This is a genomic window from Streptosporangium sp. CA-135522, assembly GCF_050949235.1.
GTDB lineage: Bacteria > Actinomycetota > Actinomycetes > Streptosporangiales > Streptosporangiaceae > Streptosporangium.
This window is the reverse complement of record NZ_CP192026.1, coordinates 1,911,678-1,938,629: the sequence shown is the minus strand read 5'-3', so window position 1 is coordinate 1,938,629 and position 26,952 is coordinate 1,911,678. Positions and strand designations below refer to the sequence as shown.

General features: G+C 69.0%; 28 protein-coding genes. 5 read left to right on the top strand and 23 right to left on the bottom strand.

What is annotated here, in order from left to right:
• Positions 1–80: 80 nt before the first annotated feature.
• From ACQPYK_RS09340 to ACQPYK_RS09325, 4 genes are all read left to right on the top strand, one after another.
• Positions 81–923 carry an ABC transporter permease gene (locus ACQPYK_RS09340; protein WP_433253181.1) on the top strand — a complete coding sequence of 281 codons (843 nt, stop codon included), beginning with the start codon at positions 81–83 and terminating at the stop codon, positions 921–923.
• Positions 881–2,269, top strand: a complete 1,389-nt coding sequence (locus tag ACQPYK_RS09335) for a sensor histidine kinase (RefSeq protein ID WP_433253179.1) — start codon at positions 881–883, stop codon at positions 2,267–2,269. Before ACQPYK_RS09340 ends, ACQPYK_RS09335 begins: the two co-directional genes overlap by 43 nt.
• 3 nt (positions 2,270–2,272) lie before the next feature.
• A complete protein-coding gene (locus tag ACQPYK_RS09330) occupies positions 2,273–2,896 on the top strand; it encodes a response regulator (RefSeq protein WP_433253177.1) in 624 nt (207 codons plus the stop codon).
• Between the two features lie 310 nt (positions 2,897–3,206).
• Positions 3,207–3,788, top strand: a complete 582-nt coding sequence (locus ACQPYK_RS09325; protein WP_433253175.1) for a TetR/AcrR family transcriptional regulator — start codon at positions 3,207–3,209, stop codon at positions 3,786–3,788.
• 67 nt (positions 3,789–3,855) lie between these two features.
• On the opposite strand, the gene ACQPYK_RS09320 is transcribed toward ACQPYK_RS09325, so the two are convergent.
• The 6 genes from ACQPYK_RS09320 to ACQPYK_RS09295 all read right to left on the bottom strand — a co-directional run bounded on the left by ACQPYK_RS09320 (position 3,856) and on the right by ACQPYK_RS09295 (position 11,427).
• On the bottom strand, positions 3,856–4,173 hold the full coding sequence (locus tag ACQPYK_RS09320; protein WP_433253173.1) for an STAS domain-containing protein: 318 nt from the start codon (positions 4,171–4,173) through the stop codon (positions 3,856–3,858).
• A 193-nt stretch (positions 4,174–4,366) separates the two neighbouring features.
• A complete protein-coding gene (locus ACQPYK_RS09315) occupies positions 4,367–4,960 on the bottom strand; it encodes a response regulator transcription factor (RefSeq protein WP_433253171.1) in 594 nt (197 codons plus the stop codon).
• Positions 4,957–6,168, bottom strand: a complete 1,212-nt coding sequence (locus tag ACQPYK_RS09310) for a sensor histidine kinase (RefSeq protein ID WP_433253169.1) — start codon at positions 6,166–6,168, stop codon at positions 4,957–4,959. Before ACQPYK_RS09310 ends, ACQPYK_RS09315 begins: the two co-directional genes overlap by 4 nt.
• A 40-nt stretch (positions 6,169–6,208) precedes the next feature.
• On the bottom strand, positions 6,209–7,006 hold the full coding sequence (locus tag ACQPYK_RS09305) for an ABC transporter permease (RefSeq protein WP_433253167.1): 798 nt from the start codon (positions 7,004–7,006) through the stop codon (positions 6,209–6,211).
• Between the two features lie 108 nt (positions 7,007–7,114).
• Positions 7,115–8,176 (bottom strand): ABC transporter ATP-binding protein, encoded by a 1,062-nt coding sequence (locus ACQPYK_RS09300; protein ID WP_433253165.1) that lies wholly within the window; start codon positions 8,174–8,176, stop codon positions 7,115–7,117.
• 95 nt (positions 8,177–8,271) lie between these two features.
• Positions 8,272–11,427 (bottom strand): S41 family peptidase, encoded by a 3,156-nt coding sequence (locus ACQPYK_RS09295; protein ID WP_433253163.1) that lies wholly within the window; start codon positions 11,425–11,427, stop codon positions 8,272–8,274.
• A 65-nt stretch (positions 11,428–11,492) separates the two neighbouring features.
• On the opposite strand from ACQPYK_RS09295, the gene ACQPYK_RS09290 reads away from it, so the two are divergent.
• Entirely contained in the window at positions 11,493–12,083 is a 591-nt protein-coding gene (locus ACQPYK_RS09290) for a cob(I)yrinic acid a,c-diamide adenosyltransferase (RefSeq protein ID WP_433253161.1), read from the top strand.
• A gap of 114 nt (positions 12,084–12,197) precedes the next feature.
• Here ACQPYK_RS09290 and ACQPYK_RS09285 read toward each other — a convergent pair whose 3' ends face one another.
• From ACQPYK_RS09285 to ACQPYK_RS09205, 17 genes are all read right to left on the bottom strand, one after another.
• A complete protein-coding gene (locus tag ACQPYK_RS09285) occupies positions 12,198–12,881 on the bottom strand; it encodes a choice-of-anchor C family protein (protein WP_433253159.1) in 684 nt (227 codons plus the stop codon).
• 227 nt (positions 12,882–13,108) lie between these two features.
• Positions 13,109–13,519: a DUF2550 domain-containing protein gene (locus tag ACQPYK_RS09280; RefSeq protein ID WP_433253157.1), complete on the bottom strand. Its 411-nt coding sequence runs from the start codon at positions 13,517–13,519 to the stop codon at positions 13,109–13,111.
• 41 nt (positions 13,520–13,560) lie between these two features.
• Complete coding sequence (locus ACQPYK_RS09275) at positions 13,561–13,968, bottom strand: F0F1 ATP synthase subunit epsilon (protein ID WP_306856419.1); 408 nt, start codon at positions 13,966–13,968, stop codon at positions 13,561–13,563.
• A 65-nt stretch (positions 13,969–14,033) separates the two neighbouring features.
• Positions 14,034–15,461, bottom strand: coding sequence for a F0F1 ATP synthase subunit beta (gene atpD, locus ACQPYK_RS09270; RefSeq protein WP_433253154.1), 1,428 nt, complete (start codon positions 15,459–15,461; stop codon positions 14,034–14,036).
• A gap of 1 nt (position 15,462) precedes the next feature.
• Entirely contained in the window at positions 15,463–16,362 is a 900-nt protein-coding gene (locus ACQPYK_RS09265; protein ID WP_433253153.1) for a F0F1 ATP synthase subunit gamma, read from the bottom strand.
• Positions 16,363–16,365: 3 nt separating this feature from the next.
• Positions 16,366–18,015 carry a F0F1 ATP synthase subunit alpha gene (gene atpA, locus ACQPYK_RS09260; RefSeq protein ID WP_433253152.1) on the bottom strand — a complete coding sequence of 550 codons (1,650 nt, stop codon included), beginning with the start codon at positions 18,013–18,015 and terminating at the stop codon, positions 16,366–16,368.
• A 23-nt stretch (positions 18,016–18,038) separates the two neighbouring features.
• Positions 18,039–18,851 (bottom strand): F0F1 ATP synthase subunit delta, encoded by an 813-nt coding sequence (locus ACQPYK_RS09255; protein WP_433253151.1) that lies wholly within the window; start codon positions 18,849–18,851, stop codon positions 18,039–18,041.
• Positions 18,851–19,399 carry a F0F1 ATP synthase subunit B gene (locus tag ACQPYK_RS09250; protein ID WP_433253150.1) on the bottom strand — a complete coding sequence of 183 codons (549 nt, stop codon included), beginning with the start codon at positions 19,397–19,399 and terminating at the stop codon, positions 18,851–18,853. Before ACQPYK_RS09250 ends, ACQPYK_RS09255 begins: the two co-directional genes overlap by 1 nt.
• Positions 19,400–19,431: 32 nt before the next feature.
• Positions 19,432–19,668, bottom strand: coding sequence for an ATP synthase F0 subunit C (gene atpE / locus ACQPYK_RS09245; protein WP_184756049.1), 237 nt, complete (start codon positions 19,666–19,668; stop codon positions 19,432–19,434).
• 63 nt (positions 19,669–19,731) lie between these two features.
• Entirely contained in the window at positions 19,732–20,523 is a 792-nt protein-coding gene (gene atpB / locus ACQPYK_RS09240) for a F0F1 ATP synthase subunit A (RefSeq protein ID WP_433253149.1), read from the bottom strand.
• Positions 20,524–20,590: 67 nt separating this feature from the next.
• Entirely contained in the window at positions 20,591–20,806 is a 216-nt protein-coding gene (locus tag ACQPYK_RS09235) for an AtpZ/AtpI family protein (RefSeq protein WP_433253148.1), read from the bottom strand.
• A 78-nt stretch (positions 20,807–20,884) separates the two neighbouring features.
• Entirely contained in the window at positions 20,885–21,310 is a 426-nt protein-coding gene (locus ACQPYK_RS09230) for a hypothetical protein (RefSeq protein WP_433253147.1), read from the bottom strand.
• A 152-nt stretch (positions 21,311–21,462) separates the two neighbouring features.
• A complete protein-coding gene (locus ACQPYK_RS09225; RefSeq protein ID WP_433253146.1) occupies positions 21,463–22,791 on the bottom strand; it encodes an MraY family glycosyltransferase in 1,329 nt (442 codons plus the stop codon).
• 63 nt (positions 22,792–22,854) lie between these two features.
• Positions 22,855–24,114: a serine hydroxymethyltransferase gene (gene glyA, locus ACQPYK_RS09220; RefSeq protein ID WP_433253145.1), complete on the bottom strand. Its 1,260-nt coding sequence runs from the start codon at positions 24,112–24,114 to the stop codon at positions 22,855–22,857.
• Between the two features lie 95 nt (positions 24,115–24,209).
• Complete coding sequence (locus tag ACQPYK_RS09215) at positions 24,210–24,590, bottom strand: hypothetical protein (RefSeq protein WP_433253144.1); 381 nt, start codon at positions 24,588–24,590, stop codon at positions 24,210–24,212.
• Between the two features lie 16 nt (positions 24,591–24,606).
• Positions 24,607–26,175, bottom strand: coding sequence for a hypothetical protein (locus ACQPYK_RS09210; protein ID WP_433253143.1), 1,569 nt, complete (start codon positions 26,173–26,175; stop codon positions 24,607–24,609).
• A 108-nt stretch (positions 26,176–26,283) separates the two neighbouring features.
• On the bottom strand, positions 26,284–26,949 hold the full coding sequence (locus tag ACQPYK_RS09205; RefSeq protein ID WP_433253142.1) for an L-threonylcarbamoyladenylate synthase: 666 nt from the start codon (positions 26,947–26,949) through the stop codon (positions 26,284–26,286).
• Between the last annotated feature and the right edge of the window lie 3 nt (positions 26,950–26,952).

Sequence of the window (26,952 nt, the reverse complement as noted above, 5' to 3'; positions counted from 1 at the left end):
TCGGAGCCGCCTCATGAACGCGCCCGCGCCACGCCCCTCCGCCTTTCCCCCGACCTTCCAACCCCCGAGGTGATCGTTTCATGAGCCAGACCGTGACCCGGGTCCCCACCCGGCCCCGCACCGCCGGCCCGCCCTCCGCGATACGGCTGGGGCTGTCGCGGGCGGCCTTCGAGACCAAGATGTTCTTCCGGGAGAAGGACGCGGTCATCTTCACCTTCGCCTTTCCGATCGTCCTGCTGGTGATCTTCGGTTCGATCTTCGCGGGCGACTTGGAGGGAACCGGCCTCAGCTTCTCCCAGTTCTACGTGGCAGGGCTGATCGGCTCGGCGGCGATGACGGGGTTCCAGAACCTCGGCATCGGCATCACGGTCGACCGCGACGACGGCACGCTCAAGCGGCTGAGGGGCACGCCGCTGCCGCCCGGCTCCTATTTCATCGGCAAGGCGCTCAACACCCTGACCATCTCGTTCTTCCAGGTCGTGATCCTGCTGATCGTCGGCGTCACGCTGTTCGGCCTGAAACTGCCCTCCGCGATCTCCACCTGGCTGACCTTCGCCTGGGTGTTCACGCTCGGTGTGATCGGCTCCTCTCTCCTCGGCGTCGCGGCCAGCAGCCTGCCCCGGTCGGGAAAGAGCGCCAGCGCGGTGATCGCCATGCCGTTCGTGGTGCTGCAGTTCATCTCCGGGGTGTTCATCCCCGTCGCCCAGCTTCCGGTCTGGCTGGTGAACATCTCCTCGATCTTCCCGCTCAAGTGGATGTGCCAGGGTTTCCGGTCGGTGTTCCTGGGTGACGCCGGTGCCACACTGGAGATCGCGAAATCGTACGAACTCGACCGGGTCGCCCTGATCCTGGCCGCCTGGGTCGTCGGAGGACTGGTGCTGTGCCTGCTGACGTTCCGCTGGAAGGGCCGCCGCGACGGATAGGCCCGCTCATCCGGTACGGTCGCCCCGCCGACCCGTCCGGGCCGCACGTCTGGCACTCGCTGCGCGGCTGGGAGCTGCTCCTTGTCACCGCGACGTTCATACCGGCGGCGTTCATCACGGTGGGTGACCTCCCGGTGGGGAAGAAGATCGTCGCCATCGGCCTCGTGACCGCGATCATCCCCGTCTACTTCCTGTTCGGCCGGCCGGCGATCCTGGCCGAGGACCGGCGGCGGGGTGTGGTCTATCTCGCCGTCATGGTCGCCCTGTTCACCCCGGCGACGCTCATCGAGCCTTCGATCGCGTTCGCCCTGTTCGGCCTGTGCCCGCAGTGCTTCATGGTGCTGCGGGCCAGGTGGGCGGTCCTGGTGGTGGTCGCGCTGAACGTCGCCCCGGCGGTCCGCTTCCTGACCGTCGAGAAGGACGGGCCGTTCGGCTTCCTGACCGTCACCACGATCGTGATCTTCTTCTCCGCCGTGTTCGGCCTCTGGATGGAGCGGATCATGGAGCAGAGCGAGGAACGGGCGGCCCTCATCGGGGAGCTGGAGGCGCAACGGGCCGAGGTGTCCAGGCTCTCGGCCGAGCGCGGGGCCCTGGCCGAGCGCGCGCGTCTGGCCGGGGAGATCCACGACACCCTGGCGCAGGGCTTCACCAGCATCATCATGCTGTTGCAGGCCGCCGAGGCCCAGCCCGATCCGGCCCGTCACATGGCGCTGGCCGTACAGACCGCGCGCGAGAACCTGGCCGAGGCCAGGGCGCTGGTGGCCGCGCTCAGCCCGGCGCCGCTGGACGGCTCCACGCTGGACGAGGCGATGGCACGGCTGGCCGACCGGCTCAGGCAGGAGACGGGGATCGCCGCGGCCTTCGCCGTCCGCGGAGACTCGCGCCCGCTGCCGCCTCCCACCGAGGTGGTGCTCGTCCGGGCCGCCCAGGAGGCGCTGGCGAACGTGCGTAAGCACGCGGCGGCGAGCCGGGTGGAGATCTCGGTGTCCTACGGCCGGGAGGCGCTGGTGCTGGAGGTGCGCGACGACGGACGCGGGTTCGATCCCTCCACCGCCGAGGGGTACGGCCTGCGCGGCATGCGCGCCCGCGTGGAGCAGGCGGGCGGCAGCCTTACATTGACCGGCTCCCCGGGCGAGAGCACTCTCCTTGAGGTCGTCCTGCCCGCCGACCCGCCCACAGCCCCGTCCGCAACCCCGCCCGCCGACCCGTCCACAGTCCCGTCCGCAACCCCGCCCGCCAGCCCGTCCACAGTCCCGTCCGCAACCCCGCCCGCCGACCCGGTCCCCGGTCGGTCCGCCGTCCCCCTCACCGATCCACTTACCGACCGGCCCGCCCAGGGAGCGTGACAGGTGCTGCACGTGATGATCGTCGATGACCACCCGGTGGTTCGGGAGGGCCTTCGAGGCATGCTGGAGGCCGATCCCGGGATCACCGTGGTCGGCGAGGCCGCATCGGGGGACGAGGCGGTCGTGCGGGCCGGGGAGCTCGAACCCGATGTGATCCTGATGGACCTGCGCATGCCGAACGGGGACGGGGTGAGCGCCATCTCGCGCATCCTCGCCGCGCGACCGGAGAGCAGGGTGATCGTGCTGACCACCTATGAGACCGACCAGGACATCGTGCGGGCGGTCGAGGCGGGAGCCGCCGGATACCTGTTGAAGGACACCTCCAGGGCCGACCTGCTGGCCGCGATCGTCTCGGCGGCGCGGGGCGAGACCGTGCTGTCGCCGTCGGTGGCGACGCGGCTGGTCACCCGGATGCGTGCACCGGTGAGCGAGTCGCTGTCGCCGCGTGAGGCCGAGGTGCTCTCCCTGGTGGCCCGGGGGCTGACCAACGCGGAGATCGGCAAGGCCCTGTTCATCAGCGAGACCACGGTCAAGACGCACCTGCTGCGCGTCTTCGGCAAGCTCGGCGTGTCCGACCGCACCGCCGCCGTGACCACGGCGCTGGATCGGGGACTCCTCACCCGGTAAGCGATGGTTTACCAGACGTCGAACCCGGTCTATCGTGGGTGGGTTGTGCCTTTTCGAGTTCGTCGTGCGCTGCCGGGTGATCCTGCCTCGTCCATTCGCGCACGGCAAGAACTTGACTGACTAGTCAGGCTCGCTACCTTCTTGCATGGAGGACGCAAGCGATTGCACACTTACTCTTCCACAAAAAGGATCTTGCACCCATAATGGTGGATTCTGGGCCAGGATCATGAGGTGGAAGTGATAAAGCGAGTATTTGTCAAGCCCACACCGACGATGGGGACTTGACATGAATGGGCGATCTTACAGAGGAATGTCGGCTGAGGAGCGGCTTGCGGAACGCCGGGAGCGCTTGATCGCTGCGGCGTACACTCTCTATTCCGATCCGGGTTTCCCAGAGACCACGATCGAGAAGCTGTGCGCGGCTGCCCGCATCTCCAATCGCGCCTTCTACGAGTGTTTCTCTGGTCGCAATGAGCTGCTGCAGGCGGTGCACGACAGATGCGTGCAGGAAACGCTGCAGTCGGTGTCGAAGTCGATCGACCAGGCACCCGGCACGCTACTCAGCCGGGTCGAGGCGGGTATCGCCGGATACATAACCTTCGTCACCGAAGACAGGCGCCGCGCCCGGATCATGCATCTGGAGGTGCGCCGCGCGGGCGACTATCTCACCAGGTCACGACAGCAGGCCGTGGCGGCCTTCAGCCAGATGATCGAGGCCAACGTCGTCGATCTGCCGGAGGGGGTCAAGGCCAACCAGCACCTGCTGGCACTGGGCATGATCGGCGTGCTCCAGGAGCTGCTCATCGAGTGGGTTCTGGCCGACGACCCACCCGATGTCGACCAGCTGATCGACACCGCCGTGCACATCTTCTACCGATCCTTCATGACATGACCCGGTCCGGCACGCGAGGCGCCCACGACCGGTCCCGGGACGGCGGAGCACCGCCGCACGAGCGGCGTCAGGCCACCGCGACCTCGGGAAGCTCGACGGTGAGCACCCGGTTGAGCCGGGTCACCGCCAGCACGCGCATGATCCGCGGCGGAACCCCGCGCAGAATGAGGCGGCGCTCGGCGCCCAGCGCGCGGCGATGCGTGCCCACCAGCACGCCGAGGCCGGTGGCGTCGATCATCTCCAGCCCGGAAAGATCCACGATCAGATCACCGTCGCCCGAATCGACCGCCTCGTGCAGTCGCGGGCGCACTCCGGCGACGGTGCCCACGTCGAGTCGGTTGCCGACACTGACCACCTGGGCCTCGGGGTTTCCGGGGACGCGCATGCCTCCTCCTCAGGCTCCTCGGGCCGGACCGCGGGACGGACGTCATCTCGGCACGTCACCGCGACCAGGCGATCACGCACCACATCTACGTGATGCCACAGCGTGATGGCGAATGCGGACCTCGCGCCTTCCCGGCCGCACGCTACCTACCACCATGTGCTTCCCCTGCCCCACCCCAAAGGAAAAATTCTGTTCAGAGCCAACCTTTTTCCTGGGCGAGGCGGATGGCGGTGATCCGGTTGGTGGCGCCCAGCTTGGTGATGGCGCTGGACAGGTAGTTGCGCACGGTGCCCTCGGTGAGATGCAGCGAGGCGGCGATCTCACCGACCGAGGCACCTCGCGAGGCGAGGGCCAGGGCGTCGCGCTCCCGCTCGGTGAGCGGGCTCTCCCCCGCCATCATCGCCGAGGCGGCCATCTCGGGGTCGAGATAGCGCCCGCCGGAGTTCACCTTACGGATCGCCGTGGCCAGTTCGGCGGCGGAGGCGTCCTTGGGGATGAACCCGCGCACTCCCGCCGCGAGCGCCCTCCTGAGATAGCCGGGCCGCCCGAAACTGCTCAGCATCAGCACCGCGTGTCCGGGAAGCGTCTCGGCCACGCTCAGCCCGTCCATCCCCGGCATCTCGATGTCCAGCACGATCACGTCGGGGTGGTGATCCTCTACGGCCTGCGCCACCAGGTCGCCTCTGGCCACCTCGGACACCACCTCGATGTCCGGCTCCAGGCCCAGCAGCGTGGCGATCGCCCCCCGGATCAGATGCTCGTCGTCGGCCAGCAGCACCCGGATCATCGAACTCCCTCCAGCGGGATCGACACCCGCAGTCTGAACTCGCCGGCGCCCGCGGCACCGGCGTTGATGACGCCTCCCCTGGCGGCCACCCGCTCCGACATCCCGATGAGGCCGGTGCCGCGCCCGCCCGTCCCGGTCACGCCGTCGTTGGTCATCTCCAGCACGGCCGCGTCGTCGCGGAGCGTGATCGAGATCCGGCACCGGGTCGCCGAGCTGTGCCGCAGCACGTTGGTGGTGCCTTCGCGAACCACCCAGGCCAGCAGCGTGCCCAACTCCTCGGGCACCTGCTCCGGCGGGGTCTCCAGTGTGCAGCGGATGCCGTCGGCCTCCAGCACCGCGACCATGCTGCGAAGCTCGGCGTCGAGGTCGACGGTCCGGTAGCCGCGCACCGCCGTGCGGATCTCCTTCAGCGCCTCCCTCGCCAGCGCACGCACCTCGTCCATCTCACCGGACGCCCGCTCGGCGTCCACCTTCGACAGCTTGACGGCCACCTCGCTCTTGACCGCGATCGCGGACAGGCTGTGCCCGACCAGGTCGTGCAGGTCGCGGGAGAAGCGGAGCCGCTCCTCTGTGACGGCCAGCCGCGCCTGAGCCTCCTTGCCCTCCTCCGCCAGCCTGACGACCTCCCAGAACCAGAGCTGGAACCGGTTCGCGCAGGGCAATCCGAAAGCGGCTCCGAGGAAGGCGACCACGAGAGGGAGCACGTCCTCGCTCGCGAGCGGCGAGACCAGCATGCGGACGAGGACAGAGGTGGGGTCGTCTCCGACCGATGTGAGAAGCAGGGCGCCCACGGTCGCGCCCAGGCCGGCGACGAACGTGCCGGTCCTGCCCAATAGCAGCGCCGCACCCGACGCCCAGGCCGGGGCGATCAGTCCCCAGGTCCACAGCTGGGCGTCCGGGATCAGCAGGATGGCGACCCCGAGCGCCGCCGAAGCCACGATCTCGCGGTTGGCCGCGATCCCGGCGATGGCCGCCCTCACCATCCTCATGTAGAGGACGCTGAAGACGACCAGCCCGAGCAGCCCGAGGACCAGGACGGGCACCGGCTTCGGCTTCACCTCCGCCATGATCCCGGAGAGGACGCCGGCCCAGATGAGGAGCACACCGGTGATCAGCGACCAGACGGTCAACCGGCGGAGCCGCTCGACGGTCGTCCGCTTCCTCCGGCGTGGAAACGCCCGAAGGACGGAGCGCTTGAAGCGCTCCATCCTCACATCATCAGCATTTATCAACATTTGATAGTGAACGTTAGCCGCGCCGGGGCTCCCACCGGAACAGCCACCGGGCCAGCAGGGCCGCCACCACGATCCAGCCCAGCAGGATGCCGAGCGCGGGCAGCGCGGCGACCCACTGCCCGGCCGCGCTCAGCGTCTCGCCGCTCCCGGAGAGGTAGTTCTTGCCGAGGAAGGCGGTGCGCACGATCTGCACGACCGGGGTCACGGGAAGCGCCTTGGAGACCACGCCCAGCGCTCCGGGCAGTGCGTCCGCGGGGTAGGCCACCGGGGCGCCGATCATCACGATCAGGATCACCGGTAGCACCGTGATCTGGGCCAGCTCGGCATTGGGCGTGATCCCGGAGAAGGCGGCGGCGAGCAGGGCGAACAGCGCGACTCCCAGGGCGGCGGCGACCAGCAGCAGCGGCACGTTGGACGGCAGGACACCGTCGGTCTGCTGGATCCAGACCGCCAGCAGCACCACCTGGCCGAGATAGAGGGCGAACGCACCGAGAGCGCTGCCGCCCAGGACGGCCATCGCGGACGGCTGGCCCCCGCGCAGCCGCTTGAGCACCAGTTCCTCACGCCGGGCGGTGAAGGTGTTGACCAGGTTGCTGAAGACCGCGAACCCCAGCATCATCCCGGGCACTCCGGTCAGCACGAAAAGCCGTCCGGGGATGCCGGCGATCTGCGCGTCCCCCTGGGTCTGCGTGAATATCCAGGCCATCATCAGCGGCAGCAGCACCACGTTGAACAGCACGGTGGTGTTCCTGGTCACCAGGGTCAGGTCGAGCTTGGCCAGCCGTACGGCGTGCAGGACATCGGTCTTCATGATCACTCACACTTCTTGTTCGCTTCGTCCACTCCATGACCACGCGTTCCCTGCGGACCTCCGTACCGCGGGAACATCCGGCGCCCACCGCGCCGGATCCGCCTCACCTCATCGCGCCTCTCCCACCACGCGCATGAAGACGTCCTCGAGGGTGCCCCGCCGTACGGCCAGCCGCCGCAGGACCTCGTCCTGCTCGTCGGCCCAGGCCAGCAGCGGCTGGAGGGCGGCGTGCGCACGGGCTTCGGCCGGCCCGTCGACGAGGGTGTAGGTGACCTCGGTGCCGCCGTCGGCGTAGGTCAGCGCGGGGGCGACGCCGTCCAGGACGGGCAGGTCTCCGAAGGACCGGACGGTGCCGGGAAGCCGGAAGGTGATGGTGTCGCCGGAGCCGGCCACCACCTCCTCGACCGTCCCGTAGGTGTGGATGCGGCCCTGGTGCATGATGGCCAGCCTGCTGGCGAGGCGTTCGGCCTCCTCCAGGTAGTGCGTGGTGAGCAGCACGGTGGTGCCGTCGGCCCGCAGGTCCTCGATCACCTTCCAGGTGGCGCGGCGGGCCTCGGGGTCCATTCCGGTGGTCGGCTCGTCCAGGAAGAGCACCTCCGGCCGCGAGAGCACCGCGAGCGCGAGGTCGAGCCGGCGCTTCTGGCCGCCCGACAGCTGCCGGACCCTGACCCTGGCCTTGTCCGCCAGGCCGACCAGCTCCAGCGCTCCCATCGTGGCCCGGCTGACGCCCTTGGCCCTGCCCATGAGGGTGAAGCCCCCCGGCAGTTTGGCGCCGCCGGAGAAGGCGACCGGCCGGCCGGCGTCCTCGCTGAGCCCCTTCCACACGTCCACGGTCTCGGCCACGGTGAGGTCACCGAGGAAGCCGCCCTCCTGCAGCATGATCCCTACGCGGGGACGCAGCTCGCGGTGCTGCCTGACCGGATCGAGGCCGAGCACCCGGACGGTGCCGTCGGTGGCGGGCGTGAAGCCCTCCAGGACCTCCATCGTGGTGGTCTTGCCCGCGCCGTTGGTGCCGAGCAGGGCGAAGAGCTCGCCCCTCGGGACGGTGAAGGAGATGCCGCGTACGGCCTCGAAATCACCGTACTTCTGCCGGAGCCCGCCGACCTCGATCACGTTGTCGAGGCCGGCGGTCCCGGTGCCGGTCACGTCCGCAAGCTGTGGTGTCCTCATGCAGACAATCGTGGCGTTTTCGCGTTTTAGCAGGTAGTCGCCGATATCACCGGAGGGCCACGGATCTTTCAGGTCCTCGGGATGACAAATGTCAACTACGGGCGGGGCGGCAGTGCCGGGCGTCGGCGGGAGGGACGGGTCGCGGTGTCGGGCGCGGTGGCCGCGGGGCGCTCGTCGAGGGCGGCCAGCGCGAGCCGTACCGCCTCCTCGATCTGCGGGTCCTGGTCGGCGGCCCAGTCATCGGGGGTGATGTCCACCTCCACGTCGGGGTCGACGCCGTAGTTCTCCACATCCCAGCCGAGCGCCTCGAACCAGAACGAGTAGCGGGGAACGGTGATGTGCGTCCCGTCGACCAGGCGGTGGTTTCGGTCGATGCCGATGACACCGCCCCAGGTGCGGGTGCCCACCACCGGCCCCAGCTTGTGGATCTTGAAGGCGGCGGTGACGATGTCGCCGTCGGATCCGGCGTCCTGGTCGGTGACCGCGACCAGCGGACCGCGGGGGGCGTCCTCGGGGTAGGTGATAGGCGCCAGGCCCCTGGGCAGGTCCCAGGCGATGACCCGGCGCAGCAGCTTCTCGATCACGAGCTCGGAGGTGTGGCCGCCCCGGTTGCCCCGGACGTCCACGACGAGCCCCTCGAAGGTCATCTCCCTGCGCAGGTCGCGGTGGAACTGCGCCCATCCCTCGGCGACCATGTCCGGGATGTGCAGGTAACCGAGCCGGCCGCCGCTGAGCCGGCGGACGTGCGCCCGGCGCTCGGTCACCCAGTCCTGGTAGCGCAGGCGGCGGTCATCGCGCAGCGGCGTGACGACCACTCTGCGCCCGCCGCCCAGGGTCAGCTCGACCGGCTTGTCACCCGCGCCCACCAGCAGCGGCGCGGGGCCCTGTGGCGGCACCGGACGGCCGTCCACGGACAGCAGCACCTCTCCCGGCTGGATCCCCACGCCGGGGGCGGCCAGCGGCGAGCGGGCGTGCACGTCGGAGGACTCACCGGGCAGCACCCGGTCCACCTGCCAGCGGCCGTCATCGCTGACGGAAAGGTCGGCGCCGAGCAGGCCGACCGAGTCGGACGCGGGGTGGCCCCAGGGAGCGGCGTCGACGTAGGCGTGCGAGCTGCCGAGCTCCCCGACGACCTCCCAGAGCAGGTCGGCGAAGTCGTCGGCGGTGGCGACGCGCTCCACCAGCGGCCGGTACTCCTCCAGCACGGTGTCCCACTCGACGTCGGCCATGTCCTCGACCCAGAAGTCGGCCCGTATCCGGCGGCCCATCTGGGTGTAGGCGTGCCGCCGGTAGGCCTGCGGGTCGGCGGTGATCCGGATCCGCGACAGGTCGACGGTCGTGTCGTCCCCGCCGTTCTTGCCGGTCACCGGGCGGACGGTGAGCGTGCCCTTGTCGCGGACGACGAGCTGGGTGCCGTCGCCGCTCACCCAGTAGCGGTCGAGCTTGTCGACCACCTCCTCGCACTTGCGCTTGACCAGGTCGTAGCGGTCCAGCGCGGGCTGGGGAGGCTCGCCCCCCACCTGGTCGCGGTCCTCGCCGAGCTCCCCGGCCAGCGGTTCGCGCAACCAGGCGAACCCGCCCTTGACCGCGCGCAGCGCCGAGTAGCGCCCTTCGGGCACCGGCACCTGCACGACCCTGGCCGCGATGCCGTCCAGGTCGACGGTGAGCGCGACGTCGTCTTTGCGCTTCTTCCTGTCATCGTCGTCCGGCTCGCCGACGGCCCGGCCGTCGGAGCTGGGCGCGAACGGCGACGGGGTCGCCGCCGCCAGCGGCACCAGGTACGGGCGGTAGCCGAACGGGAAGGACATGTCGAAGGAGTGCGCGTCGTAGACCGGGTCGAAGCCGCGCCGCGACAGGAACGCCAGGTAGTCCCCGGCGAACGCGGGCGAGACGTCCACGAACCGGCCGTCGGTGACGTCGGTGACGACCCGGTCCACCACCCTGGCCAGCCTGATCCGGCGCAGCGGTGTGCTCTCCGGGTGCGACCAGGCCAGCCACGCGGAGTCCGGTGACCAGGTCAGTCCGTCGATCTCACCGTTGGCCGTGGCCAGCTCGGTCACCTCGCCGGAGGCCACGTCCACCAGGAGGAGCCGCCCGTCTCTGGCCGCCACCGCGATCGTGTTCGCGTCGGGGGCGACGGCCAGGTCGCCGACCTCACCGAGCCTCCCCGCGGCGATCCTGCGACTCTCCCCGCCGCTGGCCAGGCCGATCTCCAGTCCCTGCCGCTCTCCGTCGTCGAAGACCCACACCACCCGGTCCGCACCGAGGATGCGCGGTTTCCCCGCCGCGAGGCCGGTGCTGAGCTGCCGGGCCGGGCCGTCCCGGTGGGTGATCCAGTGCACCGCGCCCTGGACCTCCACCGCGCTGGCCCGCCCGGTGGCGTCCACGGCCAGATCGTGCAGCCTGTGGCCGGCGTTGATCTGGTACGGCTGCCGCCCCCGCAGCGGGGACCCGGGCATGACGTCGAGCTTGCGCGCCTCGGCGTCGAGGTCGTCCAGCAGATAGATGTCGCCGGCGTTCTGATAGACGACGCGGGTCCCGTCGGTGGTCGCGTGCCGGGCGTAGAAGACGTCGTGGTCGGTGTGCCGGCGCAGGCCGGTGCCGTCCAGCGCGCAGGAGTAGAGGTTGCCGACCCCCTCGTGGTCGGACAGGAAGACCAGGCGCCCGCCGACGAGTATCGGGTTGGCGAAATGGCCCTTCACATCGGCGAGCAGCCGGGTGAAGTCGCCTCCGGACCGCTGGACCCACAGCCGGCCCGCCGTACCGCCTCGGTAGCGTTTCCAGGTCCCCGGATCCCGGGCGAGGGAGGCGGTGAGCAGCGCCACCGCGTCCCCGGCGATCGACAGGTCGGTGACCGGGCCGTAGGGCAGTCGCTCGACCTGGCCGTCACCCAGCGCGTAGGCCCAGGTCCGCGAGGCGAACGGCTGACCGGTCGCGCTGATCGCGAGGACCTTGCCGTCTTCCGTCCAGCCGCGCGTGCGGGTCCGGCGGTCACCCCAGTAGGTCAGCCGCTCGGCCGAACCGGACTCCAGGTCGGCCAGGAACACTTCGGGGGCGCCGTCGCGAACACTGGTCCAGGCGACTTTCGTGGCGTCGGGGGAAAGGCGGGGATGGCCGGCGGGAGCCCGGTCAGAGGAGAGACGCCAGGCTCGGCCTCCGTCGGCCGGGGCCGCCCAGACGTCATCGTCGGCGACGAACGTCAGCGTCTCGCCGGAAATGTGGGGGAATCGCAGGTAAGAACCAGAAACCATCGGTAAATCATATTGTCCGCTATCAGGACAATCTTGATATTTCTTCGACCACTACGCTGAGCCATATGACGCGAGCTGACAGAGACGAGCCGGTGGTGCTCTCCAAGATCTACACACGGACCGGCGACGACGGCACGACCGCGCTCGGGGACATGAGCCGTACCCGCAAGACCGACCCCCGCCTGGCCGCCTACGCGGACGTGGAGGAGGCCAACGCGGCGATCGGCGTGGCCCTGGCCACCGGCTCCCTCGACGACGACGTCACCGCCGTCCTCGTCCGAATCCAGAACGAGCTGTTCGACGTCGGCGCCGACCTGTGCACCCCGGTCACGGAGAACCCCGAGTTCCCGCCGCTGCGGGTCGAACCCTCCTACGTCGAATGGCTGGAGGCGAGGTGTGACGAGTTCAACGAACGGCTCAAGCCGCTGCGCAGCTTCATCCTGCCGGGCGGCACCCCGGCCGTCGCCCAGCTCCACATGGCCAGGACCGTGGCCCGGCGGGCCGAGCGGACCACCTGGTCGGCCCTGGAGGCGCACGACGACGTCAACCCGCTGACCGCGAAATACCTCAACCGGTTGAGCGACCTGATGTTCATCCTCTGCCGGATCGCCGCCCACGGCGAAGAGATCCTCTGGAAGCCCGGCGCCACCCGTTGAGCCGCACCCCTGGCAGCGGACGCTCCGCCGATGCCCGTGGCCCTGGCAGGGGCCCGGGGGCGGCCCCTGAGCCCGGTGAGCCCCGGCCGTCGGCCGGGGCTCACCCACCAGGTGTCAGCTGCCGTCCCCGGTCACCTCGGCGTCCGTCCCGACACTGACGTCCCCGATGGTGATGTCCCCGAGGCCGAAGCAGCGCAGCCGCGGAGTGACGATCACGTCATCGATCGCCGGGCCGTACACGCCGGGGGTGGTGGAGACGAGGCTGAGGGTCGCCGTCGTGTCCTGGGCGCAGAAGGAGAACCTCTCTCGCACATAGCCCATGTTCTGCGGCGATTTCCCCGTGGTGTCGAAGGCGAACCTCCGCTGGACGAGGAGAGGCCCCTGGGTCACCCGCGCGTACCCCGTCTTCACCGTCGGCCGGCCGTAGGTGTTGCCCGCCAGGGCGTAGCTGACCGTGTAGCAGCGTCCGGGCGAGGTGGCGAAGGACTGCTGGATCGTCCCGGGACCGCCTCCCGACAGGTCCACCGACTGCCGTCCCTGGAAGGCGGGCCACGGGCCCCCGGGACCGATCAGGTCGACCGAGCCCGCTGTGACGTCCCACGGGCCGATGGTGGCGCCCGCGTTGAGCTGGACGGTCCCGGAACTCACCGGGAGCTCGAAGCTGCCGTTGCCGATCAGCGCAAGCGCCCCGGCAGAGGCGTGGGCCCCGGCGGAGGCGCAAAGGGCGAGCGCGCAGGCCGCCGGCAGCGCGACGGCCAGCCGGGCGGCTCGCCGTCCGCGCGTCTTCGAAGCGATCATGGTTTCCCCCTGTTATCTGTGATCTCTGCTCACAACAGACGGCCCGCCGGCATGGCGGGACATGATGTGCTTCACATACCGATGTCAACGAATCGCCACGCTGCGTAGCCGTTCGAAGATCCACAGTAACGACGAGGAGCCGTCACACCCCCGTGGCACGCCCGGCCAACGGCGAGGTGGCGGAAAACAACAGGACACCGCGCGAAACGCGCGGCCTGTCGGAAAGGTCAGGTGACGTCGAGGTAGGCGCCGGGCGGGGCGGACTCCAACCAGGCGACGAACCCGGTGAGGGCGCGGTATCCCATGGCGAGCTCGAACGCGCTCTGCCCGGTGCGGCACTCCAGCGCCGTCACGCCCTCGAGAAATCCGTAGAACTCGCCGGGCCCGACCTTGCGACGCCCGGAAACCACAAGGCCGCGCCTCACGATCACGTGGCGCGGCCTTGGAAGCAGACCTATGAGTGGAATCCAGTTGAGCTGGCCGTCGGCGTAACGGGCTACCCCTACGCGCCAGCCTCGCTGCCCCGGCATCGGGCGCAGGCAACACAGCACCGATCCTCGGGAGCGGGTCAGGATCAGCACGCGGGAGGCGAGGAGGGCGACGAGCAGCGCCACCACGATGAGTACGTCCAGCACCATGCCTGCCGCCCCCAAAAAACCGTACCGCTCAGAAGCAGAATTTATCCGACTTCTTCGCCGGCCGCGCGCAACCGGGCCCTGGCACGCTTGGCCGCGACGGCGGCGTCCGCGTCCTCCTGGTTGGCCTCGATCGAGGCCTGCGCGCGCTGGAGCGCGTCCTTGGCCGCGGCGACGTCGACCTCGGAGCCGAGCTCGGCCAGCTCGGCCAGGATCGACACCTCATCGTCGGCCACCGAGAGGAAGCCTCCGTGAACCGCGGCGATGAGGTCGCTCTCGCCACCTCCGCGCTTGACCGTCAGCACGCCGCCCTCGACGAGAACACCGAGCACGGGCGCATGCTTAGGCATGATACCGATCTCGCCGTCGATGGTCTTGGCAATCACCATGTCGGCCTCGCCGGACCAGATCTCACGTTCCGGCGAGACGACGCCTACTCGCAGCTTCGCCACGTTCTCTCCAGTTCCTTTCGAACCAGGTGCCGGTACGGCTCACGCCGTACCGGCACCGAAGGCGACTAGCGGGCGAGTTCCTTGGCCTTGGCGATGGCCTGCTCGATGCCACCGACCATGAAGAACGCCTGCTCGGGCAGGTGGTCGTACTCGCCGGCGCACAGGCCCTTGAACGAGGCGATCGTCTCGTCCAGCGGCACGAACTCACCCGGCTGGCCGGTGAACGCCTCGGCGGCGTACATCGGGTGGGACAGGAAGCGCTCGATACGGCGGGCCCGGTTGACGGTGACCTTGTCCTCTTCGGACAGCTCGTCGATACCGAGGATCGCGATGATGTCCTGCAGTTCCTTGTACTTCTGCAGGATCCGCTTGGTCTCCTGCGCCACGCGGTAGTGCTCCTCGCCGATGATCAGCGGGTCGAGGATCCGCGAGGTGGAGTCGAGCGGGTCCACCGCGGGGTAGATGCCCTTCTCCGAGATCGGCCGGGACAGAACGGTCTGCGCGTCGAGGTGCGCGAACGCGTTGTGCGGGGCCGGGTCGGTGATGTCGTCCGCGGGGACGTAGATCGCCTGCATCGAGGTGATCGAGTGACCGCGGGTCGAGGTGATGCGCTCTTGGAGGACGCCCATCTCGTCGGCCAGGGTCGGCTGGTAACCCACCGCGGACGGCATGCGGCCGAGCAGCGTGGAGACCTCGGAACCGGCCTGGGTGAAACGGAAGATGTTGTCGATGAACAGAAGCACGTCCTGCTTCTGCACGTCACGGAAGTATTCCGCCATGGTCAGGGCGGACAGCGCGACGCGCAGACGGGTGCCCGGGGGCTCGTCCATCTGGCCGAAGACGAGCGCGGTGTCCTTCAGGACGCCGGCCTCGTCCATCTCCAGCCAAAGGTCGTTGCCCTCACGGGTACGCTCGCCGACGCCCGCGAACACCGAGGTGCCCGAGAACTTCAGCGCGACTCGGCGGATCATCTCCTGGATCAGAACGGTCTTGCCGACGCCGGCGCCGCCGAACAGGCCGATCTTTCCACCCTTGACGTACGGGGTGAGCAGGTCGATGACCTTGATGCCGGTGGGCAGCATCTCGGTGCGCGACTCAAGGGTGTCGAAGGAGGGCGACGGGCGGTGGATGCCCCAGCGCTCCTCGATCTTGAGCGACGCGGTCGGCACGTCGAGCGACTCGCCGAGGGTGCTCCACACGTGGCCCTTGACGACGTCGCCGACGGGCACGGAGATGGCGGAGCCGGTGTCGGTCACCGCCGCACCGCGGGTCAGGCCGTCGGTGGGCTGCATGGAGATGGCGCGGACCAGGTTGTCACCCAGGTGCTGGGCGACCTCCAGGGTCAGGGTCTTAGTCTCCCCGCCCAGGGTGACGTCGACCGTCAGCGCGTTGTAGATATCGGGCATCGCCTCGACGGGGAACTCCGCGTCGACGACGGGACCGGTGACCCGCGCGACGCGGCCCACGCCGGTCTCAACAGTCTGTGCAGTCATTTCACTCTTTCCCCGCTGCGGCGTCAGCCAGCGCGTTCGCGCCACCGACGATCTCGCTGATTTCCTGGGTGATCTCGGCCTGGCGAGCCTGGTTCATCTGCATGGTGAACACGCGGATCAGCTCGTTGGCGTTGTCGGTCGCCGACTTCATGGCCCGGCGGCGTGCGGCGTGCTCCGAAGCCGCCGACTGGAGCAGCGCGCTGAAGATGCGCGACTCCACGTAACGCGGCAGCAGCGTGTCGAGCACGGCACCCGCGCTGGGCTCGAACTCGAAGTACGGCAGCGGCGTGTCCGGCTTCTCGGCGGTCTCCTCGACCACCAGGGGCAGGATCCGCTTGATCGCGACCTCCTGCGTGAGCATGGACACGAAGCCGGTGGAGACGATGTGGATCTCGTCCACGCCGTCCTCCGCGGAGAACGCCTGGATCAGCGTGTCGGCGATCTCCTTGGCGTGGGAGTAGGTGGGGCTGTCGGAGAACCCGGCCCACTGCCCGCCCATCTCACGACCCCGGAAGGTGTGCCAGGCGATGCCCTTGCGACCCACCACGAAGGGCGTGGGCGTGACGCCCCGGCCCTTCAGAAGGGTGCTGAGGGCCTCGGCCTCACGCAGGATGTTCGCGTTGAAGCCTCCGGCGAACCCACGGTCACTGGTGACGATGAGCACGGCCGCCTTGGTGGCCTGCTGCTTGGCCACGGTCAGCGGGTGGTCGACGCTGCTGGTGTTGCTGACGACGCCCGTGACGGCGCGAGTGATCTCGCGCTCGTACGGCACGGCCGCCTGCATCCGCTGCTGCGCCTTCACGATGCGCGACGAAGCGATGAGCTCCTGGGCACGCGTGATCTTCGCCGTGGACCTGACCGACTTGATCCGCCGCCGCAGCAGTCTTAGCTGGGCACCCATCGGCTACTTCTTCTCGGCCGTGCGGACGTGCTTGGTGATCTTCTCCTGGCCGACCTCGCCGGCGTCGAGCGCCGCGACCGGCTCGTCGTTGACCAGCAGCTCGCCCGAGGCGGTCTCGAAGGTCTTCTTGAACTCGGTGATGGCGTCCTTGAGGGCGGTCACCGTGTCGTCCGACAGATCCTTGGTCTCGCGGATGCTGTCGAAGATGCCCTTGTTCTCGCGCGAGAGGTAGTCCAGGAAGTCCGTCTCGAAGCGGCGGATGTCCTCGACCGGGACGTCGTCGAGCTCTCCGGTGGTGCCGGCCCAGACCGACACGACCTGCTTCTCGACCGGGAACGGGCTGTACTGGGCCTGCTTGAGCAGCTCGACCAGGCGCTGGCCGCGCTCCAGCTGGGCGCGGGAGGCCGCGTCCAGGTCGGAGGCGAAGGAGGCGAAGGCCTCCAGGTCACGGAACTGCGACAGCGACAGACGCAGCGTGCCGGCGACCTTCCGCATCGCCTTGACCTGCGCGGAGCCGCCGACTCGGGAGACGGAGACACCGACGTTGATGGCCGGGCGCACACCCGAGTTGAACAGGTCGGTCTCGAGGAAGCACTGACCGTCGGTGATGGAGATGACGTTGGTCGGGATGAACGCCGAGACGTCGTTGCCCTTCGTCTCGATGATCGGCAGACCGGTCATCGAGCCCGAGCCCATCTCCTTCGACAGCTTCGCGCAGCGCTCGAGCAGACGGGAGTGCAAGTAGAAGACGTCGCCGGGGAAGGCCTCACGGCCCGGCGGGCGACGCAGCAGCAGAGAGACGGCGCGGTAGGCGTCGGCCTGCTTGGTCAGGTCGTCGAAGACGATGAGAACGTGCTTGCCCTGGTACATCCAGTGCTGGCCGATGGCCGAACCGGTGTAGGGGGCGAGGTACTTGTAACCGGCCGGGTCGGACGCCGGAGCGGCGACGATGGTGGTGTACTCCATCGCGCCCGCCTCCTCGAGGCGGCCCTTGACCTGGGCGATCGTGGAGCCCTTCTGACCGACCGCGACGTAGACGCAGCGAACCTGCTTGTCGGGGTCGCCGGAGAGCCAGTTCTCCCGCTGGTTGAGGATGGTGTCCACGGCGACGGCGGTCTTGCCGGTGCCACGGTCACCGATGATCAGCTGGCGCTGGCCACGGCCGATCGGCGTCATGGCGTCGACCGCCTTGAGACCGGTCTGCAGCGGCTCCTTCACCGGCTGGCGCTGAACCACGGACGGGGCCTGGAGCTCGAGGGCACGCAGGCCGTCGGACTCGATGGCGCCCTTGCCGTCCATCGGAACACCCAGCGGGTCGACCACACGGCCGAGGAAGGCGTCGCCGACCGGCACGGACAGGACCTCGCCCGTCCGGCGGACCGACTGGCCCTCTTCGATCTTGCTGAAGTCGCCCAGAACAACGACACCGATCTCCCGGACGTCCAGGTTCAGTGCCAGGCCACGCGTGCCGTCCTCGAACTCAAGCAGCTCGTTCGCCATCGCCGAGGGAAGGCCGGAGACATGGGCGATACCGTCGCCGCAGTCGACGACGGTCCCGATCTCCTCGCGCGCGGCGCCTTCCGGCTCGTACGCCTGGACGAAGCGCTCAAGCGCGTCCCGGATCTCGTCCGGCCGGATCGTAAGCTCCGCCATCTCTCTTCAGTCTCCCTATTCGCCTAGCCGGCCAACCGGCGGCGGACTTCTTCGATTCGTCCCGCGATGGTGGTGTCGATGAGGTCGTCCCCGATGTGAACCGAGAACCCTCCGAGCACTCGCGGATCCACCTCGACGTTCAGATGAACGTCGCGGCCATACGAGGTGCGCAGCCACGCGGCGAGACGTCGCTTCTGCTCCTCGGAGAGCTCGACAGCACTGCGCACCACCGCGACGAGGCGCTGCCGCTGGGCGGCGACCAGGTTGCCGAACTCTTCCAACCCTCTGTCCAGGCTACGTCCTCGCGGATGTACCACGAGCTGCGTGACCAGACGAAGGGTGGTGGGGGCGACCTTGCCGGCGAGCAGGGAGCCGAGCAGCTCCTGCTTGGCCTGCGCGGGGACGCCGACGTCGGCCAGGGACCGGTGCAGTTCCAGGTTCGAGGCGACGATGCGCCCGAACCGGAACAGCTCGTCCTCGACGTCGTCGAGCCTGCTCTGCGCCTCGGCCTCGGCCGCGGCGGCGATGACGCCGAGACGCTCGAGCGCGTCGGCCAGATCGCCCGAGCGCGCCCACTTCACGGACACGGCCGCGACGACCGTCTCCAGCGCGGCGTCGCTGACCTTGCCCTCCAGCAGGACCCGCGTGGTCTGCGCCTTCTGGGCCGCCGGACGGGCGGGGTCGGACAGGTTGCGGCGGAGCCCGTGCTCACGGTCGAACAGGTCGGCGACCGCGAAGAGCTCGTCGGCCAGCGAGCCGAGGTCCGCGCTTCCCGCAACGGCGTTGAAGCGCTCTTCGACCTCGGCCAGCGAAGCCCTGCTCAGACCTCTCAGCATCAGCGGACCGCCGCGCTGCTCGACTCGAGCTCCTCCAGGAACCGGTCGACGGTGCGGCGCTGACGCGCCTCGTCCTCAAGGGACTCACCGACGATGCGGCTGGCGAGGTCGGTCGACAGGCGGCCGATCTCGGTACGGAGCTGGGCGAACGCCTGCTGGCGGTCGGCCTCGATCTGGACGTGCGCGGCCTCGATGAGACGGCGGGCCTCGGCCTGCGCCTCCTCGCGGAGCTCGGCCTTGATCTGCGCGCCCTGCTCGCGAGCCTCTTCACGCAGGCGGGAAGCCTCGTGACGAGCCTCGGAGAGCTGGTCCTTGTACTGCTTGAGCAGCGCCTGGGCCTCGGCCTGCGCGTCCTGCGCCTTCTGGATCCCGCCTTCGATGGCCTCGGTCCGCTCGACCAGAGTCTTCTGGATGCGCGGGGTGAGGATCTTACCGACGACGACGAGGACGACGAGGAACGCGAAGACGCCGACGACCAGCTCGTAGGTGTGTGGGATGAGGGGGTTGCCCCCCTCCTCCGCTGCCAGGAGCGAAGCTGCCTGAATCATGTGTGCAGCCTTCCGTCAGGTTTTGATGCGTCTTAGCCGCGGAACATGAACGGCGCGACAAGGCCGATCAGGGCCAGCGCCTCGGTCAGAACGAAGCCGAGCAGCATGTTCTGGCGGATCAGGCCGTAGGCCTCCGGCTGACGGGCGATGGCCTGCACACCCTGACCGAAGATGATGCCGACGCCGATGCCGGGGCCGATCGCGGCGAGGCCGTAACCGATCGAGCCGAGGTTGGAGAGGGAGCCGGTGACCTCAGCGAGGACGCTCATTGTGTGTTCCTTTACGGATCGGCCGGTGGGTCGTCCACCGGTCTGGACTATTCGAGGTTGGTCTTAGTGCTCGGCGTGGAGCGAGTTGCCGATGTACATCGCGGCGAGCATTGCGAAGAGGAACGCCTGCAGGAACTGGATGAACATCTCGAAGCCGGTCATGGCGATCGTCATGATGACGCCGACCACGCCGAGCGGGGCGCCCAGCGGTGTGAGCTTCTCGAAGAGGAACCAGAAGCCGACCAGGCTGAAGAACGCGAGGATGATGTGACCGGCGAACATGTTGGCGAACAGTCGCACCGCGTGCGTGAAGGGCGCGATGATCATGTTCGAGAGGAACTCGATCGGGGCCAGCAGCACGTAGATCGGCTTGGGCAGACCCGGCGGGAACATCATGTTCTTGAAGTAGCCGATCGCGCCCTGGTGCTTGATGCCCAGGTAGACCTTGAGGAAGTAAATGCTGAGCGCCAGCACGACGGGGAAGGCGATGTGCGAGGCGACCGGGAACTGCAGGATGGGGACCACGCCCATCAGGTTCCAGATCCAGACCATGAAGAAGATGCTGAGCAGCAGGCCCATCCACCGGTCGGCGTCCTTGCCGAGGAACGGCCGGGCGACCTGGTCGCGGACGAACATGTAGCCCATCTCGGCGACGTTCTGGACGCCCCGGGGCACGATCTTCGGGTTGGCGAAGGCGGACCAGCAGAAGACCACGACGATGAGCGTGCTCAGGAGCGCCAGCAGCACCGGCTTCGTGAACCAGTCGACGCCGGCAATGATCGGGGGGGAGTCGAAGAGTTCGAGGCCCGGGGCCGTGAACTCGTCCCCGGAAGCGAGGAGCGTCAGCGTGCTCACGCGGCGTTCCCTTCAGCGTGGTAGTGGATCGAAATGGCTTCGTCAGCGAAGCGACCGCCGCCGAAGGCTAGCGACCGTACTTCCGGTAGACCAGGTAGATGGCGAGAGCGACTCCGAGGATCAATCCGATCGGGGTGAAGGCAACCACGCCAGTCCATTTGGACAGCAACCAGCCGCCGCCGCCGTACAGGATCATCCCGGAGAGGAGATAGCTGGGGATCGACCAAGCGGCGCTGGCGAAGTCGCGGCCGTCGTCCTCGGGCCTGATTTTCTTCTCGCTCATCGCGGGCATGACGATAGCAGCCGCGGTGAGGACTAGTCATATCGGGCCCGGTCACACCCGCGAGCGAGATCCTACGCCTCATCGGGAATCACCTCGACCCGGGGCCTTGCCGTCGGGGTCGACGTAGAGCATCTTGAGCTTCATGAAGCCCCGCATCTCGCCGATCGTCCAGGCGACGGTGCACACGACGGCACCCCAGCCGAACGCCTTGGGCTCGAACGCGGTGGCGTTCTCGAACGCCTTGAGCAGCGCCATGACTATGAGAATTTTCACCGCGTATCCCACGACCGCGGCCGTCATCATCGCCATGGGCGACACACGGCTGGCGTAGGAGATCGCGACGATGCCGAGGGTGAAGAAGACGCAGACGACCAGGGCCCCGATCGCCGCGCCCAGCGCCCCCTTGCCTCCGGCCACGAGGGCGGCGACGGCGACCACGACAAGGCCCACCAGCAGCGTGGGTATCGCGGCCCCTTTCAGGAGGCGCACGTCGTTGGCCTGCATCGGCACTCCAAGTAACGGTTATCAAGCGAGCGATTGCTACCTTGCAGGGCTCATTCTGTTGAGCCGTTGCTAGTGAAAGCTATCACAAGCTCACAGAAGAGCGCCTTTACCTGCCGTTTCAAGTAAACGATCAAGAGGTTGCCGGAAGGTGTTCAACGCAGCGTCTCAGGAGTTGAGAAACCCGGGCCGGGAGCGGTGAGTGACAGGTCAGGCAGCACGGACGGGATCGCGCCGTCGTCGTCGGCCGCGGCCGAGCGCGGGCCCGGCGTCTGCGGGGAGAGCGGGCGGGGCTGCTCCTGGATCGGCCAGACCTGGAGGCCGGGCTCGGTGGTGGGCCCCGTGTCGGGGGGCGTCTGCCCTGCGGCCACATGGGTCCCGCCGCCGCCACCGCCCCGGCGCGCGCGCCAGCGCGGCAGCGCCATCATCACCAGCGCGCCGACGGCCAGCAGCACGACGAGCGCGAACAGCAGGAGCGGGACACCCTCGACCGCCATCGCCACGACCGCGAAGGCGAAGGCGAAGGTCCACGCGTACATGATCAGCACGCTGCTCCGGTGCGAGTGGCCGATGTCCAGCAGCCGGTGGTGCAGATGCCCCCGGTCGGGAGCGAACGGCGACAGGCCGTTGGATGTGCGCCGGACCACCGCCATGATCAGGTCGAGCAGCGGCAGCACCAGGATGGCGACCGGCACCAGCATCGGCAGGATCACCGGGAAGCGGTTGATGCTGGTCGAGTCGAGCGGGGTGATGGTGATCATCGTGGACGCGAGGACCAGGCCGATCAGCATCGCCCCGGTGTCGCCCATGAAGATCTTGGCCGGGTGGAAGTTGTGCGGCAGGAAGCCCAGGCACATGCCGATGAGCACCGAGGCGATCGCCGCCGTGGCGTTGATGCTGGTATTGCCGTAGTCATTGGACAGGGCGATGGAGTAGGTCCACGTCGCCATGGCGGCGATGCCGACGATCCCGGCCGCCAACCCGTCCAGCCCGTCGACGAAGTTGACCGCGTTTATCATGACGACCACGATCATGATCGTGATCAGCGGGCTCAGCGTGGAGTCAAGGCTGGTCTGCCCGCCCAGCGCGGTGGGCAGCGGCAGCCACGGCAGGCTGACGTCGAAGGCGACGAGCACACCCGCCGCGCCGATCTGCCCGGCGAGCTTGATGAGGGCGTCCATCCCCCACCAGTCGTCCAGGAAGCCGGTCAGGGTGATCAGGCCGCCCGCCGCGATCAACGCGATCACGGTCTTGCCCTCGGCCAGCCTGACCCCGGCGTACGGCAGATGGCTCGCGATCAGCAGGCCCGCGACGAGCCCGCCGTACATGGCCAGACCACCGAGCCGGGGCGTCGGGATGGTGTGCACGTCACGGTCACGGACCTCTGGCATCGCACCGATGCGGATGGCGAACACGCGGACCAGCGGGACCAGGAGATAGGTCGCCGCCGCCGCCACCAGCGCCATGAGTAGATATTCGCGCACGGACCTAGTTTCGCGGATAGTCCGGCCAGCTGTGACCGGAAAACAACACAGAACAGCTCATAGTTAGCTGGGATATATTTGATGGATCTTGGACAGTGCCGCCGCCCGCTCCCTGATTTCTCCCGCCGCGTCCGGGTTACGGATGACCTGCGCGATCATCGAGGCCACCTCCTTCATCTGTTCCGGCCCCATCCCCTGCGTCGTGACGCAGGGGGTGCCCACCCGGATGCCGGAGGTCACCGTGGGCGGCTCTGGATCGTAGGGGATCGCGTTGCGGTTCAGGGTGATCCCGGCCGCGGTGCACCGCTGCTCGGCCACCGCGCCGGAGACACCGGCCTCGCGCAGGTCGATCAGGGCCAGATGGCTGTCGGTGCCGCCGGAGACCGGCCGCACGCCCTCGGCGGCCAGCGCGTCGGCCAGCACCCGGGCGTTGGCCACCACCTGGCGGGCGTAACCGGCGAACTCCGGCCGGAGCGCCTCGCCGAACGCCACCGCCTTGGCCGCCACCGCGTGCATGAGCGGACCACCCTGGATGAACGGGAAGACCGCCCGGTCGATCTTGGCGGCCAGTTCCCCCGTGCACATGACGCCCCCGCCTCTCGGACCGCGCAGCGCCTTGTGCGTGGTGAAGGTGACCACGTCGGCGTACGGCACGGCGGAGGGCAGGGCTCCCCCGGCCATCAGGCCGATGGTATGGGCGACGTCGGCGAGCAGCCAGGCGCCGACCTCGTCGGCGATCCCCCGGAAGACCGCGAAGTCGATCTCGCGGGGATAGGCCGTGGCGCCACAGATGATCATCTTGGGCTGGTGCCGCAGCGCCAGCTCCCTGACCTCGTCGTAGTCGATCAGCTCGGTGTCCCTGCGCACGCCGTAGGCGACGACGTCGAACCAGCGGCCGGAGAAGTTGACCCGGGAGCCGTGGGTGAGATGGCCGCCGTGTGACAGCTCCATGGCCAGCACCGTGTCGCCCGGCTGCAGCAGTGCCGCGTAGGCGGCCAGATTGGCCGAGGCGCCCGAGTGGGGCTGGACGTTGACGTGGTCGGCGCCGAACAGCCGCTTGGCCCGGTCGATCGCGAGCTGCTCGGCCCGGTCGACGACCTCGCAGCCGGCGTAGTAACGCCTGCCGGGATATCCCTCGGCGTACTTGTTGGTGAGCGTCGATCCGAGCGCGGCGAGCACCGCCGGCGAGGCGAAGTTCTCGCTGGCGATGAGCTGGATGCCGCCGCGGAGCCGGTCGAGCTCGTCGAGGAGCACGCGTGCGAGCTCTGGGTCCTGCCGGTGCAGGAGCCCGAAGTCCGGCCCGTAGTACGGCTCAGCGCCCATGGTGCACACCCCAGGGATGACGACTCACCCCACTGTAAGCCCGGCCGCCTCACTGTAAGCCCGGCCGCCCCGCTTTTCCGAAGTCAGGGACGCTGTCACGAGAACGCGTGTGGAGCGCCCGCGTTGGCGGGCACCCATCTGGGGGTGTCGGCCGCCTGGTCGCTGATCGACGTCAGGATCGCCTGCCGGTAGAGGCCGAGACGGGTGCGCCATTCGGCCATCTCCTCCACGTAGCGCCCCGAGACCGGGGCGTCCCAGACGTCCTTGCTTCGGGCGAGCTGGTAGGCCTTGTCCAGGCTGGCGGTCAGGGTGTCGAGCGTGGGGAGCACCTGCCGCCACATCGTGACCAGTCGCTGGTAGTCGGGATTGAACTCCCACGCCGTGGCCCGGTCCGGGGACGGCAGTGCGGGGCTCCCCGAGGCCGGCGGGGTCTCCCCCGGCTGCAGCGGCTGCGGTGCGGGCGGATCCACGAACATCACAGGCTCCTCACGCTCACTGCCCGCCCGACCGGCCGCCGGGAGGCGGGATCGGCCGCGACGGATCTCCCGGATCCACATCGCCCGCCGGACCGTCGGGCCCGACGTCCATGGGCGTCCACGCGCCCTCGCCCCACCTCTCCCCGTCGGGCACCCGCACGCTCGGCATGTCCATCGGCTCGATGTCGCGCACGTTGTCGGTGAGCGTCCTGAGCGCGTCCGCGCTCGGCCGGTCCACCTGGACCGAGACCACATCGGTGCCGTCGTGCGCCCACGGCGCGGCCGACTTCCCGGCGGCGACCTCCGCGGACGGCGTCTGGCCGCCCCCGGGCGGCGCCCCGGCGGAGTGGGCGCCCGCCTCCCCGCCCGTGCCCGGCGGCTGGATCGTCTGCCCCTCGGCGGGCTCGATCGTGTCGGGGATGGAGACGTCGGAGTAGTCGTTCCCCAGGGGCACCGGGATCGGGTCGACCTGGCCGGACGAAGCGCCGATCGTGTCGGAGACACCGTCGGTCGCGGGCATCTCCAGCGGCGGGATGTCCTCGATGTGCTTGAGCAGCTCGGAGACCTCCGCCGCCGTGGGCGAGTCGAGCGGGACCTGCAGCACCTGCACCCCGTCCACCGCCACGACCCTCGGCCTCATGTCGCCGGTCTGGTCGATGTCGTCGGGGTGGTCCTTGCGCGCGGTGTCCAGGATCTCGGCGCCGCCGTCCCTGGGCGAGCGCTCGTCACCCTTGGAGCCGGAGTCGTCCTTGACGTCGGGGTTACCGGTGGAATCGGCGTTCTGCCCGGGCTCGACGGTGTTGACGGAGATCTTCTCACCACGAGAACCGTCCCCGCCCGCGTCAGAGGAACCCCCCTCACGCGGAGAGGTCTCATCACCCTTGGACCCGGAGTCGTCCTTGGCGTCGGGGTCGCCGGTGGAATCGGCGTTCTGTCCGGGCTCGACGGTGTTGACGGAGATCTTCTCACCACGGGAACCGTCCCCGCCCGCGTCAGAGGAACCCCCCTCACGCGGAGAGGTCTCATCACCCTTGGACCCGGGACCGTCCTTGACGTCGGAGCCGGTGTCGTTCTTCACGTCCTGCCGGGAGTCGGAGCCGGTGTCGTCCCGGGGGTTGGAGTCCGTCTTGGAGTCGTGTGCGGAGTCCGGCTTCGGGTCGCTCTTGGCATGACCGTCCGACGGCTGGTCATGGGACGGTGGCCCCCCTTCGCCCTTGGGCACGGCGGGCTTCAGATCCTCGACCTTCGGCGTATGCTGCTTCGACTCCTGCTCGGAACCGGGTTTCGAGTCTTCGGCCTTCGGCTCGCCGAGCCTCGCCTCCCCGGCCTTCGGCTCGGCCGGAGACCCCGCGTCATGCTTGATCTTCTTTTCCAGCAGCGCCACGCGAGCGGAGACGTCGCGGACCATCACCTCGCACGCGTCGGCGATCTGAGACGGGCGATGAGTGGACTGCGAGGACAGGCCCGCCCCGCTCATCAGCTGGGTGACCCGGCCTTCGACGGCCCGCATCTGCTTGGCCGCCTGCCCGACCTCGGACAGCAGATCACGGACCAGCTCGGGGTCCATTCCGTCGAACTTGCCCATGGGCGTCTCCCGGAAGTGTCGGCGCACCTCACGGTACCGGGGAGACAGCCCCGAGTCACGATGATAATCAGACGGTATGGATCACAGCACAGAGCGTGGATCGGCTGGTCAGTCGTCGGACTCCGGGCCGGCGTCCGTCGCCACGTAGCCGATCACGCCGCGCAGTTTCTCCACCGAGACCGCCCCGCGGCGCAGCAATCTGGGCACCGCCGTGGTCAGGTCGAGGATCGTGGACGGGGTGTTGTCGGCGCACGGGCCGCCGTCGAGGTAGACCGCGACCGAGTCGCCCAGCTGCTCCTCGGCTTCGGCGGCCGTGGTGGCGGGCAGGGCGCCTGAGCGGTTGGCGCTGGACACGGCCATCGGGCCGGTCTCCTTGAGCAGTTCCAGAGTGACCGCGTGCAGGGGCATCCGGACGGCGACGGTGCCCTTGGTGTCGCCCAGGTCCCAGGAAAGCGACCGGTTCGCACGGCAGATCAGCGTGAGCGGGCCGGGCCAGAAGGAGTCGACGAGGTCCTGGCCGTACGGGCCGAGGTTCTCCACGAGGGCGTTGGCGGCGCGCACGGTGCCGACCAGCACGGGCACCGGCATGTCCCGGCCGCGCCCCTTGGCCTCCAGCAGCGAGGCGACCGCGGCCGGGGTGAAGGCGTCGGCGCCGATGCCGTAGACGGTGTCGGTCGGCAGCACCACGAGCTCGCCTCGCCGTACGGAGGACGCGGCGTCGGTCAGTCCCGCGGCTCGCTGGTCGGCGTCTGTGCAGTCATAACGTCGGCTCACGGC

Bases quoted from the DNA above. Each gene is read 5' to 3' on its own strand.
- ACQPYK_RS09295 (WP_433253163.1), bottom strand. From the start codon at position 11,427: ATGGTTTCTGGTTCTTACCTGCGATTCCCCCACATTTCCGGCGAGACG.
- ACQPYK_RS09230 (WP_433253147.1), bottom strand. From the start codon at position 21,310: ATGCAGGCCAACGACGTGCGCCTCCTGAAAGGGGCCGCGATACCCACG.
- ACQPYK_RS09280 (WP_433253157.1), bottom strand. From the start codon at position 13,519: ATGGTGCTGGACGTACTCATCGTGGTGGCGCTGCTCGTCGCCCTCCTC.
- ACQPYK_RS09320 (WP_433253173.1), bottom strand. From the start codon at position 4,173: ATGCGCGTCCCCGGAAACCCCGAGGCCCAGGTGGTCAGTGTCGGCAAC.
- glyA (WP_433253145.1), bottom strand. From the start codon at position 24,114: ATGGGCGCTGAGCCGTACTACGGGCCGGACTTCGGGCTCCTGCACCGG.
- ACQPYK_RS09250 (WP_433253150.1), bottom strand. From the start codon at position 19,399: ATGATTCAGGCAGCTTCGCTCCTGGCAGCGGAGGAGGGGGGCAACCCC.
- ACQPYK_RS09290 (WP_433253161.1), top strand. From the start codon at position 11,493: ATGACGCGAGCTGACAGAGACGAGCCGGTGGTGCTCTCCAAGATCTAC.
- atpA (WP_433253152.1), bottom strand. From the start codon at position 18,015: ATGGCGGAGCTTACGATCCGGCCGGACGAGATCCGGGACGCGCTTGAG.
- ACQPYK_RS09340 (WP_433253181.1), top strand. From the start codon at position 81: ATGAGCCAGACCGTGACCCGGGTCCCCACCCGGCCCCGCACCGCCGGC.
- ACQPYK_RS09255 (WP_433253151.1), bottom strand. From the start codon at position 18,851: ATGCTGAGAGGTCTGAGCAGGGCTTCGCTGGCCGAGGTCGAAGAGCGC.
- ACQPYK_RS09300 (WP_433253165.1), bottom strand. From the start codon at position 8,176: ATGAGGACACCACAGCTTGCGGACGTGACCGGCACCGGGACCGCCGGC.
- ACQPYK_RS09235 (WP_433253148.1), bottom strand. From the start codon at position 20,806: ATGAGCGAGAAGAAAATCAGGCCCGAGGACGACGGCCGCGACTTCGCC.
- ACQPYK_RS09325 (WP_433253175.1), top strand. From the start codon at position 3,207: ATGTCGGCTGAGGAGCGGCTTGCGGAACGCCGGGAGCGCTTGATCGCT.
- ACQPYK_RS09305 (WP_433253167.1), bottom strand. From the start codon at position 7,006: ATGAAGACCGATGTCCTGCACGCCGTACGGCTGGCCAAGCTCGACCTG.
- ACQPYK_RS09315 (WP_433253171.1), bottom strand. From the start codon at position 4,960: ATGATCCGGGTGCTGCTGGCCGACGACGAGCATCTGATCCGGGGGGCG.
- ACQPYK_RS09210 (WP_433253143.1), bottom strand. From the start codon at position 26,175: ATGGGCAAGTTCGACGGAATGGACCCCGAGCTGGTCCGTGATCTGCTG.
- atpD (WP_433253154.1), bottom strand. From the start codon at position 15,461: ATGACTGCACAGACTGTTGAGACCGGCGTGGGCCGCGTCGCGCGGGTC.
- ACQPYK_RS09310 (WP_433253169.1), bottom strand. From the start codon at position 6,168: ATGGAGCGCTTCAAGCGCTCCGTCCTTCGGGCGTTTCCACGCCGGAGG.
- ACQPYK_RS09215 (WP_433253144.1), bottom strand. From the start codon at position 24,590: ATGTTCGTGGATCCGCCCGCACCGCAGCCGCTGCAGCCGGGGGAGACC.
- atpE (WP_184756049.1), bottom strand. From the start codon at position 19,668: ATGAGCGTCCTCGCTGAGGTCACCGGCTCCCTCTCCAACCTCGGCTCG.
- ACQPYK_RS09285 (WP_433253159.1), bottom strand. From the start codon at position 12,881: ATGATCGCTTCGAAGACGCGCGGACGGCGAGCCGCCCGGCTGGCCGTC.
- ACQPYK_RS09265 (WP_433253153.1), bottom strand. From the start codon at position 16,362: ATGGGTGCCCAGCTAAGACTGCTGCGGCGGCGGATCAAGTCGGTCAGG.